Source organism: Lysinibacillus boronitolerans JCM 21713 = 10a = NBRC 103108 (genome assembly GCF_000772935.1).
GTDB lineage: Bacteria > Bacillota > Bacilli > Bacillales_A > Planococcaceae > Lysinibacillus > Lysinibacillus boronitolerans.
The window spans coordinates 376090-395027 of sequence record NZ_JPVR01000080.1; the positions used below are offsets into that span (position 1 = coordinate 376090).

The window sequence follows — 18938 nt, forward strand, 5'->3', positions numbered from 1 at the left end:
GCTTTCAGGCATTTCTTGCCTTTGGCTAGTATTACTCTTTTAAACAAGTCAATTCACCTATACACAGTCGAGCGTTTTTATCCTATACGTGTCAGCGTCATTTTATCCATTTTTGTTCAAAAACTGAAGCAAACTAAGCATCCAGCTTCTCCAAAAGAAAAGAGATAAATGCCAAGCAAGATAAAATTATTTAGCTACAGTTAACTGTTACTCTTCATTATTTTCTAGTTCCTTATCCAAACCATCGGCAAATAGTCCATAAACATATCGTTCTGCATCAAATGGCTGTAAATCATCCATTTTCTCACCAAGACCCACAAATTTTACAGGAATGTGTAACTTGTTTCGAATAGCAAGGACAATACCACCTTTAGCTGTGCCATCAAGCTTTGTTAAAACAATCCCTGTTACATTCGTTGCTTCTTTAAATGTTTGTGCTTGAACAAGCGCATTTTGGCCAGTTGTTGCATCTAATGCTAATAATACTTCATGTGGAGCATTTGGAATTTCACGTGAAATCACACGATGAACTTTTTCAAGCTCATTCATTAGGTTCACTTTGTTCTGCAAGCGTCCAGCTGTATCACAAATCAACACATCTGCTTTTCTATTTTTTGCTGCACGAATCGCATCGTACATTACTGCTGCTGGGTCAGAGCCCTCTGATTGTTTAATAACCTCACAGCCGACACGATCTCCCCATACTTGTAATTGATCAATAGCACCAGCACGGAACGTATCACCCGCAGCTAATACAACTGATTTCCCTTGAGATTTTAAACGGTGCGCTAGCTTACCTATTGTCGTTGTTTTCCCAACACCATTTACGCCAACAAATAGAATAACAGTTAGTTCACCATCTGGCTGCATATTTAGCTCAATTAAATCTTCTTCACCTTGCTCATAAATTTCTACAAGCTTTTCAGAAATCACAGCTTGGATGCCATTTGTATCTTTAATATTTTTACGTTGCACTTCATAACGTAGTTTATCCATGAGTTCCATGACTGTTTCAAATCCAACATCAGCCTGTAATAGTAAGTCCTCTAATTCTTCAAAGAAATCTTCATCCACTTTACGATAACGTGCAACAAGGTCATTCACTTTTGAAGTAAAGGAATTCCGTGTTTTTTCAAGGCCAGCCTTGAATTTTTGTGTTATTGACCAAGCAGAAGGCTTTTTCTCTTCCAGTGGTTCGGCCTCTACTACTGCTAGCTCCTGAACATCTGGCTGTCCTTCTTCTATTTCAGCTGAGGGGTCTGCTTGCACTTCAATTTCTTTCACAATCGTCATTGCTGATGCTTCTTCACCTTGTTCAGGTACTTTTAGATCAGCAGGCTCAATGGCAGCAGGCTCGCTTAATTCCTCAAGCTCCGGCTCCGACTGGTCAGACTCCTGTTCTTTGTCAGCTGTGTCTAGTTTCTCTTCCTCTTCCGGATTACCCATTAATTTATCTTTTAAACGCTTAAAAAAACTCATGCTTGTTCGCTCCTTTGCTCCGCAAGTACGGGTTCATCTTCTAGTTTTACTGATACAAGTTTCGATACACCTGATTCTTGCATTGTTATACCATACAAGACATCAGCCCCCTCCATTGTACCTTTACGATGAGTAATCACAATGAATTGTGTGTCGAGACTAAACTTTTTCAAATATTGGCTATAACGCACAACATTCGCCTCATCTAAAGCCGCCTCTACCTCATCAAGAATACAAAATGGCACAGGTCGAATATTTAGAATGGAGAATAGTAAAGCAATCGCCGTAAGTGCACGCTCACCACCAGAAAGCAAGCTTAAATTTTGTAATTTTTTTCCTGGAGGCTGTGCCACAATTTCAATACCTGTTTCCAATAAGTTTTGTGGGTCAATTAAAACCAAATCAGCTTGACCCCCACCAAACAATTCACGGAAAACACGTTTAAATTGCTCTCTAATAGCATAAAACGTTTCACTAAAGCGCAACGTCATTTCTTCATCCATTTCTTTGATTGCTTCATGTAATGTTTCCTGTGCAGCAAGCAAGTCCTCCCGTTGTTCAGTTAAGAATGTATGACGTTCTAGCACTCTATCATATTCCTCAATCGCACCTAAATTAACGGGTCCTAGCTCTTCAATGGATCTTTTTAACAATTTCACACGTCTTCGCACAAACTCTTCATCTTCTATTGCTAGAGCTTCTTTTTCAGCCTCTTCGAATGTTAACTGATAATTTTCTTCGAGTTGTTCGATAAAATTATCCATTTCAAATTCTACCCGATTACGTTTTAACTCATTGGCACGTATTGCTTCAAGGTATCCTTTATGAATACGTTGCAGTTCCTTGAGTTGTTCTTCTAATGTAGAAAGTTCTTGTTGCTGTCCTAATTTCTGCTCTTTCTTTTCAGCAATAGTCTCTTGTAGGGCATCTCTTCTTGCTTTCCATGTCATAACCTGTTCCTCGACCTCTTCATCACTTAAATGATTTGTCGATTCATCAGATTGAAGCCACACTATTTCCTGAGAAATATTTTTGACTTTTTGGTGCGCTTTGTTTAATTGTAGTGCTAGTTCAGCAGTCGTAATTTGAACTTGCGACAGCTGTTCCTGCATAACCGCTAACTGTGAACGTTTTTCAGCAAGCTGTTCTCGTAATACATCTTTCTCTGTCTCACCTTGTAACTTTACCTTACTTAATTGTTCGACAGTTTCATTGATTTCGACAAGGACGATAGCAAGGGTATTTAAACGCTCCTCTGCTGCCTGTTTTTGTATCAATAATGCTTCCTCACGAGTTTTTACATCCTTTGTTTCAGTTGAAGCAAAGTTTACTCTGGCCGATAAGCTTTTTTCAACGACCTCTAGCTCACGAATACGACTAGACTGTTGCATCTCCTCTTTTCGTAATTGCTCTCCTTCAAGCTTTAGTTGCTCTACTTGATCTCGCAATTCCGCAAGCTTCTCTTTTTCGGCTGCAACAGCCTGTTCAGCACTATAAATGGAAGCTTGTAACGATTCTAGCTTAATGATTAAATCATCTAGCTCAGCTTTTCTTGTAAAGAGTGAGGATTGCTGTTTCAGAGCTCCACCTGTTAAGGAGCCCCCTGCATTGACAATATCTCCTTCAAGTGTGACAACTCGGTATCGGAAACCACATATTCGGGCAATTTGACTTGCGCCTTCTAAATTTGCTGCCACTATGACATTTCCTAAAAGATTTTCAACAATTGTTCGATTGTCTTCATTAAAAGTGACAAGCGCATCTGCCATTTGAACAAAGGCAGGGTGTTCAGTTGCTAGCTGAATAGTGCCTGGATTAATTTTGCGTGATTTCATGACTGTTTTCGGTAAAAAAGTAGCACGTCCAGCACGTTTTTGTTTTAACCAATGAATGGCCTGCTGTGCGTGGCGTTCATTGGTTGTGACAATATGTTGAGAGGCTGCGCCTAACGCTGTTTCGATCGCTTGTGAATACTTTCCTTCAACTTGGATTAACTCTGCTACTGCACCTTCAATTCCTTGTAGTTCGCCTTTATCTCGCGCAAGTAAAACTTCTTTAACACCTTGGAAGAACCCAGAAAAATCAGCTTCAAGTTCAGCTAATGTATCTTTTCTAGCCTTTAGTTGTTGTTGATGCTGATAGGCTTTGTACAACATATCCTGCTTTTCTGTAAAGGATATGTTGACATTTTTCAACTGTATTTGTAATGTTTCATGTTGCTCTAGTTTTTTCTGCAAATCATTGGTTGTTAAGGAATGTTCAGCCACTAGCTTTTCTTTTTCAGCAATGATTTGCATAAGTTCCTGTCCAATTTCATCTGTTTGATTGGACATTTTTGCCGCCATTGCTTTTTGTTGCGCTAATTGCTGATCGATATTTTTCAATTCATTCTTGACTGTTGCCTCTTCATTTAATGAATCGATATATCGATTTTTATAGTCTTCTATTTCTTCCTCGATTTCTGTCACAGATCGATTTAATGATTGTTCTAACTGCTTGATGCTCTGCTTTAACACGGATACGGCTTGTTGCTTCTCGGAGAATACTTCTTTTTTCTCCTGTTCTTGAACCAAGAGTAATTCTACTTCCGCCTTAGCCTCTTGTAATGTCGTATTCAGCTGCAGTAGTTGATTCGACGCATTTTGGCGTTTTTCAGCCATCAATGCCTTACGGCCATCCCAACGCTCTACCTCCATAGTGGCATTGACAAGCTCAGCCTGCGAAACATCCAAATAATCATCTAGATCTTTTAATAGCTTCCGTATATTGGCGGTCCGTTTCTCAATCATTGAAATATTTTGAGCTTGTTCTAGCTCTGTTGCAGAAAGCTCCGTAAATTCCTCTTTTAGCGCATGCAAAGATTGTGCACAATTTTTAAAATCATGCACAAGAATTGCAATATCAAAATCCTTTAGCTCAGAAGACATTTGTACATAATCTCTTGCACTAGATGCCTGCATTTCAAGCGGCTCTAATCGGTTGTCTAATTCATGGAGAATGTCTAATACGCGATACAAATTTTCATCTGTCTCAACAAGCTTATGCTCAGCTTTTTTCTTTCTTATTTTATACTTTAAAACGCCAGCTGCCTCTTCAAAAATAGAACGACGATCATCAGGTCGGCTATTTAAAATTTCATCGACACGGCCTTGAGAGATGATTGAAAATGCCTCTTTTCCAAGTCCTGAATCCATAAACAAGTCCGTAATATCCTTCAGGCGACACTGTTGGTTATTTAATAAATATTCACTATCACCTGAACGGTATACGCGTCTTGTTACACTGACTTCTGTATAAGAAAAAGCAAGTTGCTCGTCAGTATTATCTAAAATAAGTGTTACCTCTGCAAAGTTGAGTGGCTTACGAGAGTCACTCCCAGCGAAAATAACATCTTCCATCTTTGCTCCACGTAACGACTTTGCCGATTGCTCCCCAAGTACCCAACGAATCGCATCTGTGACATTACTTTTTCCACTGCCATTTGGTCCAACAACGGCTGTAACACCAGGTACAAAATCAATTCCAATGCGTTCCGCAAAAGATTTAAAGCCAATCACTTCTAGTCGTTTTAGGAACATCTATTAAGCCTCCTCTTTTGCAGCTTCTTCACGCATCATTCGCATTGCACATTGTGCAGCTTGCTGCTCGGCTTCTTTTTTTGATTTTCCACGACCAATACCAAGCTCTTGTCCATTTAATAATACGCTTGATACAAAGGTACGATTATGTGCAGGGCCTTTTTCATCGATAATCTCATAATGAAGAAGTCCATTATTCGTTTGCTGTACCATTTCTTGCAATTGACTTTTAAAATCCATCACATGCGAAAAAGCACCGACTTCTACTTTTGGGAACACGATTCGTTCTAAAAATGACACGACCGTTTGTAAATCTTGATCTAAATAAAGTGCACCTACAAATGACTCAAATACATCTGCAAGTAGCGCTGGACGTTCCCGACCACCTGTTAATTCCTCACCTTTTCCAAGCAATACAAAGCGTCCAAAGCCTAGCTCGTTAGCAAAAATCACTAGTGATGGCTCACATACAATGGAAGCTCTTAACTTTGTTAGCTCACCCTCGCTCATATTTGGGTATTTCTCAAAAAGATATTTAGAAACAGACAGTTCAAGTACTGCATCTCCTAAAAATTCAAGACGCTCATTATCCGTAAATAGTTTACGGCGATGCTCATTCACATAAGATGAATGCGTGAATGCTTGATACAATAAATTTTTATTAATAAATGTGATATTTAATTCATGCTGTAACAGCTCAAATTGGTTGCGTACTTTTTCAGGAAGTACGCCAGATTTCTGCATAGTTCCTTTTCTTTTCATAGCCATTGAACAAATCTGCCTTCCTAATAGTTTCTACCGTTTTAGTGTACCTTTTTCAGGGCGTTTATGCAAAAGTATTTCGGCTTAAACACAATGTTTTGGAAATTTTTCCGGAAATTCCTCTTGATTCAGCATACATCTCCCATTAGAGAGAATTTTGAAGCCGACTTGTCATTAGATTTTTAACATAAAAAAGGGACGTGAATAGATCGAAAACCGATCCATTTCGTCCCCTTTAAATACATCTTCATTCATTGAATCTGCTCCTTCTAACAAGGAATGCAGAAAAAGTAATTTCTACTTTATTCAAGCTACCATAAAACCATTGTATGATTACGATGACCATTACACCATTAGAGGTGATCTATTTTCACTAAATAAAGTTTTAACGAAATTAGTTTAATTTACTTTCGATGTATGAGATTGCAGTACCTACTGTTGAGATTTTTTCAGCATCTTCATCAGAAATTTCCATATCGAATTCGTCTTCAAGCTCCATTACAAGCTCAACTACGTCTAATGAGTCAGCACCTAAATCATCACGGAAAGAAGCTTCAAGCGTTACTTCGCTTTCTTCCACACCTAAACGGTCCACGATTACTTTTGTTACGCGTTCTAATACTGTAGACAAATGATTCACCTCCCCTCAAATGATTATACAAAAAATCAGCGTATATGCCTAATTGAAATTACATGACCATACCGCCATCAATATGAAGTGTTTGCCCAGTCATATAATTAGCGTCATCCGATGCTAGGAAAGCTACTGCTTTTGCGATATCCTCTGGCTGACCAAGTTTCGCAAGAGGAATTTGTGTTAGCATACCTTGTTTGATATCCTGTGGCAATTGTTCTGTCATTTCTGTTTCGATAAAACCTGGTGCAATAGCATTAACTAATATATTACGAGAAGCTAATTCCTTTGCCGTCGTTTTCGTTAATCCAATAACACCTGCTTTAGCCGCAACATAGTTGGCTTGACCAGCATTACCCGCTACACCAACGATGGAAGAAATATTAATGATGCGACCTGCACGTTGCTTCATCATTTGACGTGTGACCGCTTTCGTACAAAGGAAAACACCTTTAAGGTTGGTATTTAATACATCGTCCCATTCGTCTTCTTTCATACGCATGATCAAGTTATCTCTTGTAATACCAGCATTATTAACTAAAATATCAAGGGAACCGTATGTTTTCACTGCAGCATTCATTAAAGCTGTAACTTCTTCGGTCTTTGAAACACTAGCTTGCACAGCAATTGCTTCGCCACCGTTTTCTTGAATCATCGCCACTACTTCTTCTGCTTTTGCCTGTGAGCCACTATAGTTCACAACAACCTTAGCACCTTCTTCTGCAAGCTTTAAAGCAATAGCGCGTCCGATTCCTCTTGAAGCTCCCGTTACAACGGCTACTTTTCCTTCTAATTTACGCATTGATTGACCACTCCTTCGACGCTTCTAAAACTGCTTCTAACGAAGCTTCATCATAAACACAATAGGCTGCAACAGAGCGATCAATTTTTTTCAAGAGACCGCTTAATACTTTACCTGGTCCACATTCGATAAAGACGTCAACACCCTGCGCAAGCATTTCGCGCATAGAAGCTTCCCATTGTACAGCACTATATACCTGTTCAACTAGCTCTTGTTGTATTGCTGCTACATCTTTCAATTCCTTCGCCATCACATTGCCAATTACAGGTATTTCAGGTGCGGATAAAGGAATTTCTGCCAATGCTGCTTGCAGTTTCTCTGAAGATGGTCGCATCAAATCCGAGTGGAAGGGACCACTTACAACTAAAGGTATTGCTCGTTTTGCACCAGCTTCTTTAGCAGCAACGCTTGCTTTATCTACACCTTCTTTCGTACCCGAAATAACAATTTGTCCTGGACAATTCACATTTGCCACCTGAACAGAGTCACCCGATGCCGACACCTGCTCTGTTACCTCGTTCAATGCCTCAAGTTCCATTCCTAAAATTGCTGCCATTGCACCTTGTCCTGCCGGCACAGCTTCATTCATATAAAGACCTCGTTTATGCACAATCGACACGGCATCATCAAATGACATAACGCCTGCTAACACCAATGCACCATATTCTCCAAGTGAATGACCTGCTGCGTAGTGTGGTTGAATACCTGCTGCGCGTAACCTTTCAGCCACCATTACACCAGTAGTAAGAAGCGCTGGCTGTGCATGATATGTCAGTGTTAGCTCTTCTGCTGGACCCTCTAACATTAATTTAGATAATTCAAACTGAAGAGCTTGATCTGCACGATCATAAAACGCTTTACTTTCTACAGCATTTTCAACAAACTCTCGACCCATTCCAACTACCTGCGATCCCTGTCCTGGAAAAATAAATGCTATTTTCGTCATTTGAATAATCCCCTTTGCTTAATCAATTTCTATGTGACGTACTGTCTCCGTAATCGTCGAAATAACGGTATGCTCTACCATCGTATTGGCTTGTCGAATGGCACTGAAAATCGCTTTTGCATTTGATGATCCATGTGCCTTAATAACAGGTGCTTGTAAGCCAAACAATCCTGCGCCACCATACTCTGTATAGTCCATTTTATTTTTCAAGTCACGTAAATTATTTTTCATGAGCGCTGCTGAAATTTTCGTTTTCGTTGAAGACATAAAGGCATCTTTTAACATAGAAAATAAAGCACCCGCCGTCCCTTCAATAGACTTCAATACCATATTTCCTGTAAAGCCATCCGTTACAACAACATCAGCTACGCCTTCCAGTAAATCACGTGCTTCTACATTTCCAATAAAATTCAAATCTGCTTCCTTCAATAATTCGAAGGCAGCTTTTGTTAATTCATTGCCTTTTTTATCCTCGGTACCGATATTTAATAAGCCAATACGTGGTTTTTGTATACCTCCAACCTTTTTAGCATAAATATCACCCATAATGGCATATTGCACTAAATGCTCTGGTCGAGCATCTGCATTTGCCCCTAAATCAAGCATTAAAAATCCTTTACCATCTAGCGTTGGTAGCGTTGTAGCTAATGCTGGTCGGGCTATTCCCTCAATGCGACCTACTTTAAATAGGCCACCCGCCATCAGGGCCCCTGTGTTCCCTGCAGAAAGGCAAGCATCTGCTTTACCCTCTTCTACTGCATCCATCATACGCGCCATTGAAGAATCCTTTTTTCTACGAACAGCACGGGCAGGATCATCAGTTCCTTCTACTACTTCCTCACAATGTATAACCTTTAATCGATCGTGTTGTTTTAAAAATGGTTCCAGCTTATCTTGATGACCATATAATTGGATTTCTAAGTTTGGAATTTGCTCTAATGCTAAAAATGCACCTTCAACAACTGATTTTGGTGCGTTGTCTCCACCCATTCCATCAAGCGCTAATTTCATTGTTACTCACCTTTACCTTTCGTGCGGTACATATCAAATTCACCAACAAAAACGGTTTCACCATTAACAGTAGATGTTACCTCGACTTTTGTACGATGTTTTTGTTCATCTCGTCCGATAACAATCGCTTTTGTAATAACACGATTTCCAGCTCGTACAGGTTTCACAAACGTAATATTAGAATGTACGGTTAATGCTAGTTCATCATCAATTACTGCAACCGCTAATGAATTTGCTTGCGCAAACAAATGATGACCACGTGCGATGCCATTACGCTGAAACACATGCTCTTCTTGTACATCAAAAATCGAGAGTGCTCGATGATCTAATTCAATATCTACAATCTCACCAATGACCTCATCAATCGGGAGAGATTTTACTTCATTTTCATAGCTTTTTGAAGCAACATCTTTAATTCGCTCGCGTAATTCTGGTATTGATAATTCCATACGGTCTAAACGAATTGTTTGGACACTTACCTGAAACTGTGTTGCTAGCTGTTCATCTGTGACGAATGGATTTTCAGCTATCGTTTCAGATAGTAGTCGCTGTCGCTCTTTTTTCGTTCGTCTCAACTTCATCCGCCACCTTTTGAGTTGTTATTAGCACTTGGTACTAATATCAGTATATAGAGTATAAAAAAAGAATGCAAGACTTGTTTTGAAATCAAGTACTTACATTCTTTCTTTGCTAACATGCTTCCCACATTAATCGAAGCGCTCTCCTTGTAAAACACCAGTATCTTCTAGCATTTTACGCAAGTATTGATAGTCGTCATCCTGCCAAAACGCTTTTGTTTCAAGCATCTCTGTGGCATCTTTTCTAGCGGTCTCCAGAATACGATAATCATGTACTAAATCAGCTACTTTAAAATCTGGTAAACCACTTTGCTTTCTACCAAAAAAGTCTCCTGGTCCCCTTAATTCAAGATCTTTTTCAGCTAAACGGAAGCCATCATTTGTTTCCGTCATTGATTGCATACGTTCTTTTCCCTCATCAGACTTAGGGTCAGCAAGTAAAATACAGTATGATTGATGCTCACCACGTCCAACACGGCCTCGAAGCTGATGCAATTGTGCTAAGCCAAAGCGTTCAGCATCATAGACTATCATAAAGGTAGCATTCGGTACATTTACACCTACCTCTACAACGGTTGTAGAAACTAAAACCTGAATAGTCCCTTCACTAAAAGCACGCATAACCGCATCTTTTTCATCAGCGGATAAGCGCCCATGCATTAAACCGACATGGTAACGATCTTTAAAATAAGTCGCTAGCTGCTCATATATTTCCACAGCATTTTGAACATCAAGCTTATCGGATTCCTCGATAAGTGGACAAATCGCATAGGCTTGTCTTCCAGCCGCTAATTCTAATTCTAGTTTAGATAAAACGGAGCCGAATTGCTCTTTCTTCATCCAATGCGTTTCAATCTGCTTACGCCCTGCCGGCATTTCATCAATCATCGATACATCCATTTCCCCAAATGCAGTAATAGCTAATGTTCGTGGTATCGGAGTAGCTGTCATAAAAAGCACATCGGGATTCTCCCCTTTATCACGCAAAATACGTCGTTGCTCAACACCAAAGCGGTGCTGTTCATCCGTGATGACAAAGCCTAGCTTATGAAAAACAACATCTGGCTGGATTAGCGCATGTGTACCAATGACAATATCAAGCTCTCCATTTGCCAAATCAGCTAATAGGACACGTCGCTCCTTTGTTTTAGTGGACCCAGATAACAGGGCAACACGAACGCCAAATGGTTGGAACCATTCTTTCAAGTTCTCTAAGTGTTGTTCTGCTAATATTTCAGTCGGTGCCATTAAGGCTCCTTGAAAACCTGCTGTTACGGCCGCATATAGCCCTATTGCTGCTACGACGGTTTTACCTGAACCTACATCCCCTTGTAGCAAGCGATTCATTCGGTGTGGTTCCTTCAAATCCTTACAAATTTCATTCACCACACGTTTTTGGGCATTCGTTAATTCATAGGGTAATGAAGCGATAAAATCCCGTAATTTATGCACATCAAATTGAATAACTGTACCGTGTTCACTATCCTTCCTAATTTTCCGCAAAGCTTGAATACGCAATTGAAAGTTTAATAGCTCCTCATAGGCAAAACGTCTTCTTGCTTGTTTAGCATGTCCAGCATCCAACGGAAAATGAATACCCTCCAAGCCCTCTCTTATTGAAACGAGCTTATACGACTCTTGTAAATATTGTGGAATGGTATCTGGCAACATGGCCCCACAGTCATCTAACACTTGTCGCATATATTTACGAAATCTTTTTTGGGGGATCAAACCTTTCAGACTATAGACAGGCTCAAAGTCAACTTGATCCGTTTTAGGACCAAATGTAATTGAAGTGCCATTGATAACTTGTCTACCACGATCCCATTTACCAGTCACCGTAATAATAGAACCAGGTACAAGCTTTTGCTTTAAATAGCCCTGATTGAAAAATACGACTTTCACTAAATGTCTTCCTGCTAAAACAGTTACTTGGAGTCTTGACTTATTGCGGCCTAAAAATAAAATCGTAGGCTCCCGCTCCACCTTACACTCAACTGTAACCCGTTCGTTATGTGGCGTTTGCGTTAAATCTTTTAAACGAAAATCTTCATGTCGATGTGGGAACGTCCATAATAAATCAGCTATTGTATTGATTCCTAGTGATTCAAGATGGGCTGCTGTTTCTTTCCCGACGCCTTTTAATTCATTGACGGGTCCATATAATTCAGTCACCTTATCCCACAACTCCCTTCATTGATTGTTTATGTAGTGTTATACTCTCTATCTAATGTACCATAAATTATTTCCCTAACCCTACACATAAGCAAAAACCCTACCAATGATTGATAGGGTTAAACTACATCATTTATATTTCATAATAATATCAATGAAGAGCTTTATGGCATCAGGGAAAACATCTTCATCTAAATCAAACCTTGGATGATGATGAGGATATTGGCTTTTCTCACCGCCCATTCCGACAAATATAAATGCACCAGGTTTATGCTTTAGATAATAGGAAAAATCCTCACCACCCATAACTGGATCGACAAGCTCAAATACATCCTTCCCAAATTCTTCACAAACAATAGATTCCACAAAGCGAGATTGCCGAGGATCATTGATAAGTGGAGGTGTCCCTATAATAAAGTCGATTTTCCCCTCCGCTCCAAACGAACGGCAAATCCCTTCTGTTAAACTCACCATCTTCGTTTGAATCGTAGCTACGGTTTCTGGTGTTAATGCCCTAATCGTTCCTATTAATTTTGCTGTGTCTGGAATAATGTTATACGTTGTTCCTGCTTGGATATTGCCTACTGTTATAACGCCAGCATCTATAGGATTAATAGTTCGACTAATGATACTTTGAAAGGCTTGCATTAAATGGCTTGCAATATAGATTGGATCAATCGTTTCATGCGGCATTGAGCCATGTCCACCATGACCCTGAATCTCAATTTCAAAATCATCAACAGAGGCCATCATTGGTCCATGTGTTAATCCAATTTTCCCCTTCTTTAAACCCTGCCATAAATGGATACCAAAAATAGCATCGACACCTTCTAGAACGCCGTTTTGAATTAAATAATCTGCTCCACTTGGTGTAATTTCCTCAGCTGATTGAAAAATAAGCATTATATTTGGCTCAATTTCTTTCTTATTTCTAGCTATCCATTCTGCAACTGCTAATAAGATGGCTGTATGACCATCATGTCCACACATATGAGCCACTCCTGGCTTTTGGGAGATATATGGCTTATCACCTTCTTCAACTATCGGTAATGCATCTATATCGGCCCGTAAAGCAATCGTCTTTGTACCTTTTGTCCCTTGAACCATAGCTACTACGTTTGGGGAATCATACGCTAATATTTCTATTTGAAGATGTTCTAATCTTTTGCGAATAAATTGACTTGTTTCAAATTCCTGACCAGAAAGCTCTGGATATTGATGAAGATAACGTCGATCTTCTATTGCTTGTTTTGCTAAATATTGCAAATCTATTTCCACTAAAAAAACTCCTTTTATTTTCCTTTAACGCTCTACATAAGAAAAATTCCCCTGAGGTCCTATGCAGATGACTTGCCACTACTATTCCTTGTACTTATTTCATTATACTAAAATCTTTCTTAACGAAATCAACATAAAAACATGCTACCTATTTAGATAGCATGTTTCTTGTTTTTATTGAAGGGCTTTAATACTCTGTAAGCCACCATTTTCAAGAATGGCTTTACTGATCGCCTTACCTGTTGGAGTTGCTGCTAGACCGCCTCGTGCCGTCTCTTTAAGATTAGGACTCATAGATTGTCCGATGCGATACATAGCACCAATTACTTCATCACATGGAATACGACTTGTTACACCAGCAAGTGCCATATCCGCTGCTACAAGAGAATTAGATGCACCCATTGCATTACGTTTAACACAAGGTACTTCAACCAAGCCAGCTACGGGATCACAGACAAGACCTAGCATGTTTTTTAGTGTAATGGCAAATGCTTCTGAACATTGCTGTGGCGTACCTCCAGCCATTTCGACAATAGCAGCAGCAGCCATACCCGCAGCTGACCCAACCTCTGCCTGACATCCGCCAGCAGCTCCAGAAATGGAAGCGTTATTGGCTACCACAAATCCAAATGCTCCTGACGTAAATAAATAACGAATCATTTGCTCACGTGTTGGATTTAGTTTGTTTTTTACAGCAAATAGTGTTCCTGGTACTACACCCGCCGAACCTGCTGTTGGTGTTGCACAGATTGTGCCCATTGCCGCATTTACTTCATTAGTTGCAACCGCTTTACTTACTGCATCTAATAATAAGTCACCTGAAAGTGACTTTCCTTGCGCAATATAATTTTGAAGCAATACGGCATCCCCACCAGTTAGACCTGTTACTGATTGCACACCTTGTAATCCACGTTCAATTGCTTCTTCCATTACCGTCAGATTTCGATCCATTTGCTGGATGATTTCTTCACGCGTTCTACCTGTGATCAATATTTCCTGTTCAATCATAATTTCTGATATTAATTTTTCTTCTTTCTCTGCTCGTTCAACAAGTTCACGAACATTATGAAATAAAACGTCCATCACGGGACACCTCCTTAGTTATTAATTTTTGAGACCTTTGTAATATATGGAATTAAAGATATTTGCTGTAGCACCTTATCCTCAATGTTTTGATCAACTTCAATGACCATTAAAGCAGTTAAACCACGTTCGATACGTGAAACCTCCATATGCCCAATGTTGACTTCATGCATTGCCAAGCAATTGGCTACATTGGCAATACAGCCTGCACGATCATCATGAACAACAAGAATAGCTGGCATGCCACCAGTTAAACGTAACTTAAAGCCATTGACTTCACTAACTTCAATTTTTCCGCCACCAATCGAAATACCGACTACTGACATTTCCCCTTCATCGTCTCCAATGACAAGTCGAGCCGTATTTGGATGCTCCGTATTAGCTGTTTCAGGAATAAATTCGTATGTTAATCCTGCTTTTTTGGCATCTTCAAATGCCGTTTTAATACGATCATCAAATGTATCGTAATTTAATAAGCCTCCTACAATCGCAACATCTGTACCATGCCCTCTATACGTTTCTGCAAATGATCCATATAAATGAATTTTTGCCCATTTAGGTTGTCTACCAAATAAATCCCTTGCAACACGCCCGATGCGAGCTGCTCCTGCCGTATGAGAGGAGGAAGGCCCAATCATGACTGGTCCAATAATATCAAATACTGAAGTAAACTTCATACAAACACCCCTCTATTCTATTCGTATAATAATATTTATTTTTATTTATATCATGCTTGATAGTTACTATAAAAGTAAAGCATTTAATTTATCAACTTTCAGAAAATTACCACTACTATAATTTATAGTAAATATTTATGCTTCTTTATTGTCCGCACCATATATACACAACTATAAAAGCGTTGACATTCCAATATTTCCAAATTTTATATCCTGTGGGTACGTACATTGAATTATTCATATTTAGTACGTTTTTAATAAATTTAATCCAACATTCTCTTTGTAGCATAAACAAAAGCAGTACACGTTTTGTGCACTGCTTTCTTTACGGAATAGCAAAGTAGCATGTAATTATTCTACTGAAATAATATATGGATATAACCCTTGTTTGCCATCAAATAATTCAACTTCTACATCTGGATAATTCTCTTCTATGAAAGCTACCAACTCAGATGCAGCTTGTTCAGTTGTATCTTCACCATAAATGACTGTAACAATCTCAGCATCTTCATCGACTAAATCCTTGATTACTTTTTCAGCTGCATCCTTTAGTGCTGGTGTAGAAAGGACAATTTTACCTTCTGCCAATGCCATAAAATCATCTTTGCGAATTTCAACACCATCTATAGATGTATCACGCACTGCATAGGTAACTTGACCTGTCTTCACATTTGCAAATGCGTCTGACATTGTTTTTTTATTTACATCAACAGCCGCCTCTGGATTAAACGCTAAAATCGCTGCCATTCCTTGAGGAATCGTCTTAGTAGGAACAACTGCTGCATCAATTTCTAATAGTTCAACCGCTTGCTCTGCTGCCATCACTATATTTTTATTATTCGGTAAGATTAATACTTTTTCTGCCCCGATTTCTTGTACAGCTTTCACGATATCTTCAGTTGAAGGATTCATTGTTTGACCACCTTCAATGACATAGGAAGCACCGATAGAGCGCAATAAATCTGCTACACCCTCACCCATAGCAATCGTGACAATAGCATACGGATGCTTTTCTACTTTTTTGGTAGGCGTTGGCGCTTTATGTTCTTCACCCACGATTGCTGAATGCTGCTCACGCATATTATCGACTTTAATTTTTATAAGACTACCGTATTTTTGTCCAATCGATAGAACAGAACCCGGTTGCTCGGAATGGATATGAACCTTCGCAATTTCCTCATCTGAAATCACAAGTAAAGAATCACCTAAAGGATTTAGCTCATTACGGAATTGTTCCTCATTAAAAGGTTCTTTTCCATCTTCTAAGCGTACCATGATTTCTGTACAGTAGCCAAATTCAATATCGGCAGTGTTCATGAAATCTTGTGCTCTATGATGTTCTGCATTGATTAAATCATCAAGTGTCGCATCATTTTTCTCAGGAAGAGCCTCACCCTTCAAGGAAGCTAAAAATCCTTCATACACAAATAATAAGCCTTGACCACCACTATCTACCACACCGACTTCTTTTAAAACAGGTAGTAGGTCAGGTGTACGATCCAACGATGCCTTTGCCTCTGCTGTAAAAGCTTCCATTACGGCAATGATATCGTTTTCAGTTTCTGCTACTTCTACACCTTTTTTCGCAGCTTCACGTGCTACTGTTAATATCGTTCCTTCTACTGGCTTCATAACAGCTTTATATGCCGTATCGACACCTGCTTGGAAGGCTCCAGCAAAGCTCTTTGCATCAATTGTTGACTCTTTTTCAATAAACTTCCCAAAGCCACGGAATAATTGAGATAGAATAACGCCTGAATTTCCGCGCGCTCCCATTAACAAGCCCTTTGATAATGCCTGTGCTGTTTTACCAATATGCTCTGAAGCAGCATGCTCTGTTTCTTTTGCACCAGATGTCATCGATAAGTTCATATTTGTACCTGTATCACCATCTGGAACTGGGAAAACATTTAATGAATCTACATAATTTGCATTTTGGTAAAGGTGATGCGCACCCATTTGTACCATTTCAGCAAACTTTATACCGTCTAAAGACTGCATTCGATTTACTTCCTCCTCTTAATTCGCTACACGAACGCCCTGTACAAAGATATTGACAGATTTTACGCTCATACCTAATGTTTTATCTACTGTATATTTCACTTTCGATTGTACTTGATAAGCCACTTCCGAAATTTTTGTCCCGTAACTAACAATAATGTACATATCTATATGTAAATCGTCGTCCTGTTGTCGAATTACAACACCTTTTGCGAAGTTTTCTTTACGTAAAATATCAGTTAGACCATCACGAATTTGATGTTTAGATGCCATGCCAACAATACCGTAGCATTCTACAGCAGCTCCACCAGCAATTTGTGCAAGTACATCTGTTGAAATATCAATTTGGCCGAATTCATTGTTTAATTCAATTGACATAGAAATGCCCCCTTGGCTCTTTTTGACTAAACTATATTGTAACACTTCCGTTATAATTTAAGCAACCTAAGGGGGTATTGAAAGGCTTCATAGCAACGTTTTCTGACTTTAAATAGACGCATTTGCTTCTTCATCAAATATGGCCATTTTACAATAATAGTTATTTCGTCCGTTTTGCTTTGCCAAATACAACGCTTGGTCAGCTAATTCACAACATGTTTGTAAATGCTCATTTTTTGCGATTTTAGCCTGACACATGCCAATACTGACCGTAACTTGTTGGGCAATAGTAGATTGTATATGTGGAATATGAAGTTGTCGAATTCCTTCTAAAATTTCTTCACACACAGGTTCGGCAAACTTGTGAATCTGCTGGCTTATCATAACAAATTCCTCGCCTCCCCAACGGGCAACAAATGCATCATACTTCCCTGCAATTTCTTCCAATAGAGAGGCGACTTTGACAATTGCTGCATCGCCTTGTAAATGTCCATAGTAATCATTAAATTTTTTAAAGCAATCAATATCAATCATTATGACTGTTAAAGGTTGCGTTTGATGAAGTTGCTGTGCTATCTTATTCAATTTTTGATTAAATGCACGTCGATTAGGTAGATTCGTTAAAGAATCTTTTAATGCTTGCTCTGCTAATTCATTATTTTTAATAGCCAACAATTCTGATAGTCGCTTCGTTTTGGTCATTTCCTCATTCAATAAAATATGCTGGATATGGATTTGTTTACGAACCTTATAGGTCTGATATTGAATCATTACACCAATAGGTATTAATAATGACATGGGTAATATAATTTTTATATTTTCACTCGATATTCCAGCACTCATATATGCACTCACAATAATGGCTGAGGCAGAAAGCAAAATAATGCAAACAATTTTTCGTAAAGGTAATACGAATACTGTACAAATAATGATTAAAATAACCTCATACAGTGCTGCATGACGGAAAAAGTAAACATCCAATACCGATATCGCAGTAATCAATAGCATTATTGTGTAAATATAAACAACAACCAACCGTTCATACTTCTGTATATTTAAAGGAGTAATATGAATTCGCTTTTCTCGGATAAACAATAATACTGCAACATCTATATAAAACATGGCGATATGAATGGCAATATAGACGGGAACCATGGCTCTTTCCGCCTTCACAAAAAATACCTCTCCATAATGTATTACCGAAATAATGACTGATACATACATGAGTGTCCAAGCAACTATTCTCATCCCTTTTAAATTCGACTGAACCATTTCTTCGCGAATAAAAAAAGCTATTTTTTCTTGATTTTCCATCATGCTCGCTCCTCATGCCCACTTTCAAATAATTATAATGTCCTATATGTATCGTCATGATAATGAAAAATACAAGTCAATCTAAATTTTTCTGATAAATAAAAAAGTTGATACCTTTATAGCATCAACTTTTTACATTGTATTCAATTAAATATCAAAAAATTTATCTAGCTAAAATAGACTTTTAATAAGCGTATCAATCATAACAGGCATCTCTTTAAACGCACTATCCACATGCAATC

The 18938-nt window shown here is 38.8% G+C and carries 15 protein-coding genes; all 15 read right to left on the reverse strand.

The features are described 5' to 3' along the window. Window positions 1–207: 207 nt before the first annotated feature. Window positions 208–1479 carry a signal recognition particle-docking protein FtsY gene (gene ftsY / locus CD31_RS20320; protein WP_036080514.1) on the reverse strand — a complete coding sequence of 424 codons (1272 nt, stop codon included), beginning with the start codon at window positions 1477–1479 and terminating at the stop codon, window positions 208–210. Further along, window positions 1476–5057 (reverse strand): chromosome segregation protein SMC, encoded by a 3582-nt coding sequence (gene smc, locus CD31_RS20325; RefSeq protein ID WP_036080517.1) that lies wholly within the window; start codon window positions 5055–5057, stop codon window positions 1476–1478. The genes ftsY and smc overlap by 4 nt, the downstream gene beginning before the upstream one ends. Window positions 5058–5060: 3 nt before the next feature. Continuing rightward, window positions 5061–5825 carry a ribonuclease III gene (gene rnc / locus CD31_RS20330; RefSeq protein ID WP_012293239.1) on the reverse strand — a complete coding sequence of 255 codons (765 nt, stop codon included), beginning with the start codon at window positions 5823–5825 and terminating at the stop codon, window positions 5061–5063. 388 nt (window positions 5826–6213) lie between these two features. Continuing rightward, entirely contained in the window at window positions 6214–6450 is a 237-nt protein-coding gene (acpP, locus tag CD31_RS20335; RefSeq protein ID WP_009371143.1) for an acyl carrier protein, read from the reverse strand. 58 nt (window positions 6451–6508) lie between these two features. After that, complete coding sequence (gene fabG / locus CD31_RS20340; protein ID WP_036080520.1) at window positions 6509–7255, reverse strand: 3-oxoacyl-[acyl-carrier-protein] reductase; 747 nt, start codon at window positions 7253–7255, stop codon at window positions 6509–6511. Beyond that, window positions 7248–8201, reverse strand: a complete 954-nt coding sequence (gene fabD / locus CD31_RS20345) for an ACP S-malonyltransferase (RefSeq protein ID WP_036080521.1) — start codon at window positions 8199–8201, stop codon at window positions 7248–7250. The genes fabG and fabD overlap by 8 nt, the downstream gene beginning before the upstream one ends. A gap of 18 nt (window positions 8202–8219) precedes the next feature. Continuing rightward, entirely contained in the window at window positions 8220–9212 is a 993-nt protein-coding gene (gene plsX, locus CD31_RS20350) for a phosphate acyltransferase PlsX (RefSeq protein WP_036080522.1), read from the reverse strand. 2 nt (window positions 9213–9214) lie between these two features. Further along, window positions 9215–9787 carry a transcription factor FapR gene (gene fapR, locus CD31_RS20355; RefSeq protein ID WP_016994907.1) on the reverse strand — a complete coding sequence of 191 codons (573 nt, stop codon included), beginning with the start codon at window positions 9785–9787 and terminating at the stop codon, window positions 9215–9217. A gap of 132 nt (window positions 9788–9919) precedes the next feature. Beyond that, complete coding sequence (recG, locus tag CD31_RS20360; RefSeq protein WP_036080523.1) at window positions 9920–11965, reverse strand: ATP-dependent DNA helicase RecG; 2046 nt, start codon at window positions 11963–11965, stop codon at window positions 9920–9922. Between the two features lie 129 nt (window positions 11966–12094). After that, window positions 12095–13243, reverse strand: a complete 1149-nt coding sequence (locus tag CD31_RS20365; RefSeq protein ID WP_036080525.1) for a M20 metallopeptidase family protein — start codon at window positions 13241–13243, stop codon at window positions 12095–12097. Between the two features lie 174 nt (window positions 13244–13417). After that, window positions 13418–14326, reverse strand: a complete 909-nt coding sequence (sdaAA, locus tag CD31_RS20370) for an L-serine ammonia-lyase, iron-sulfur-dependent, subunit alpha (protein WP_036080527.1) — start codon at window positions 14324–14326, stop codon at window positions 13418–13420. A 14-nt stretch (window positions 14327–14340) separates the two neighbouring features. Then, window positions 14341–15003, reverse strand: a complete 663-nt coding sequence (gene sdaAB / locus CD31_RS20375) for an L-serine ammonia-lyase, iron-sulfur-dependent subunit beta (RefSeq protein ID WP_036080529.1) — start codon at window positions 15001–15003, stop codon at window positions 14341–14343. A gap of 351 nt (window positions 15004–15354) precedes the next feature. Further along, on the reverse strand, window positions 15355–17004 hold the full coding sequence (locus CD31_RS20380; protein WP_036080531.1) for a DAK2 domain-containing protein: 1650 nt from the start codon (window positions 17002–17004) through the stop codon (window positions 15355–15357). Window positions 17005–17022: 18 nt separating this feature from the next. Next, entirely contained in the window at window positions 17023–17382 is a 360-nt protein-coding gene (locus CD31_RS20385) for an Asp23/Gls24 family envelope stress response protein (protein WP_004269431.1), read from the reverse strand. Between the two features lie 108 nt (window positions 17383–17490). Beyond that, window positions 17491–18696 carry a GGDEF domain-containing protein gene (locus CD31_RS20390; protein WP_036080533.1) on the reverse strand — a complete coding sequence of 402 codons (1206 nt, stop codon included), beginning with the start codon at window positions 18694–18696 and terminating at the stop codon, window positions 17491–17493. Between the last annotated feature and the right edge of the window lie 242 nt (window positions 18697–18938).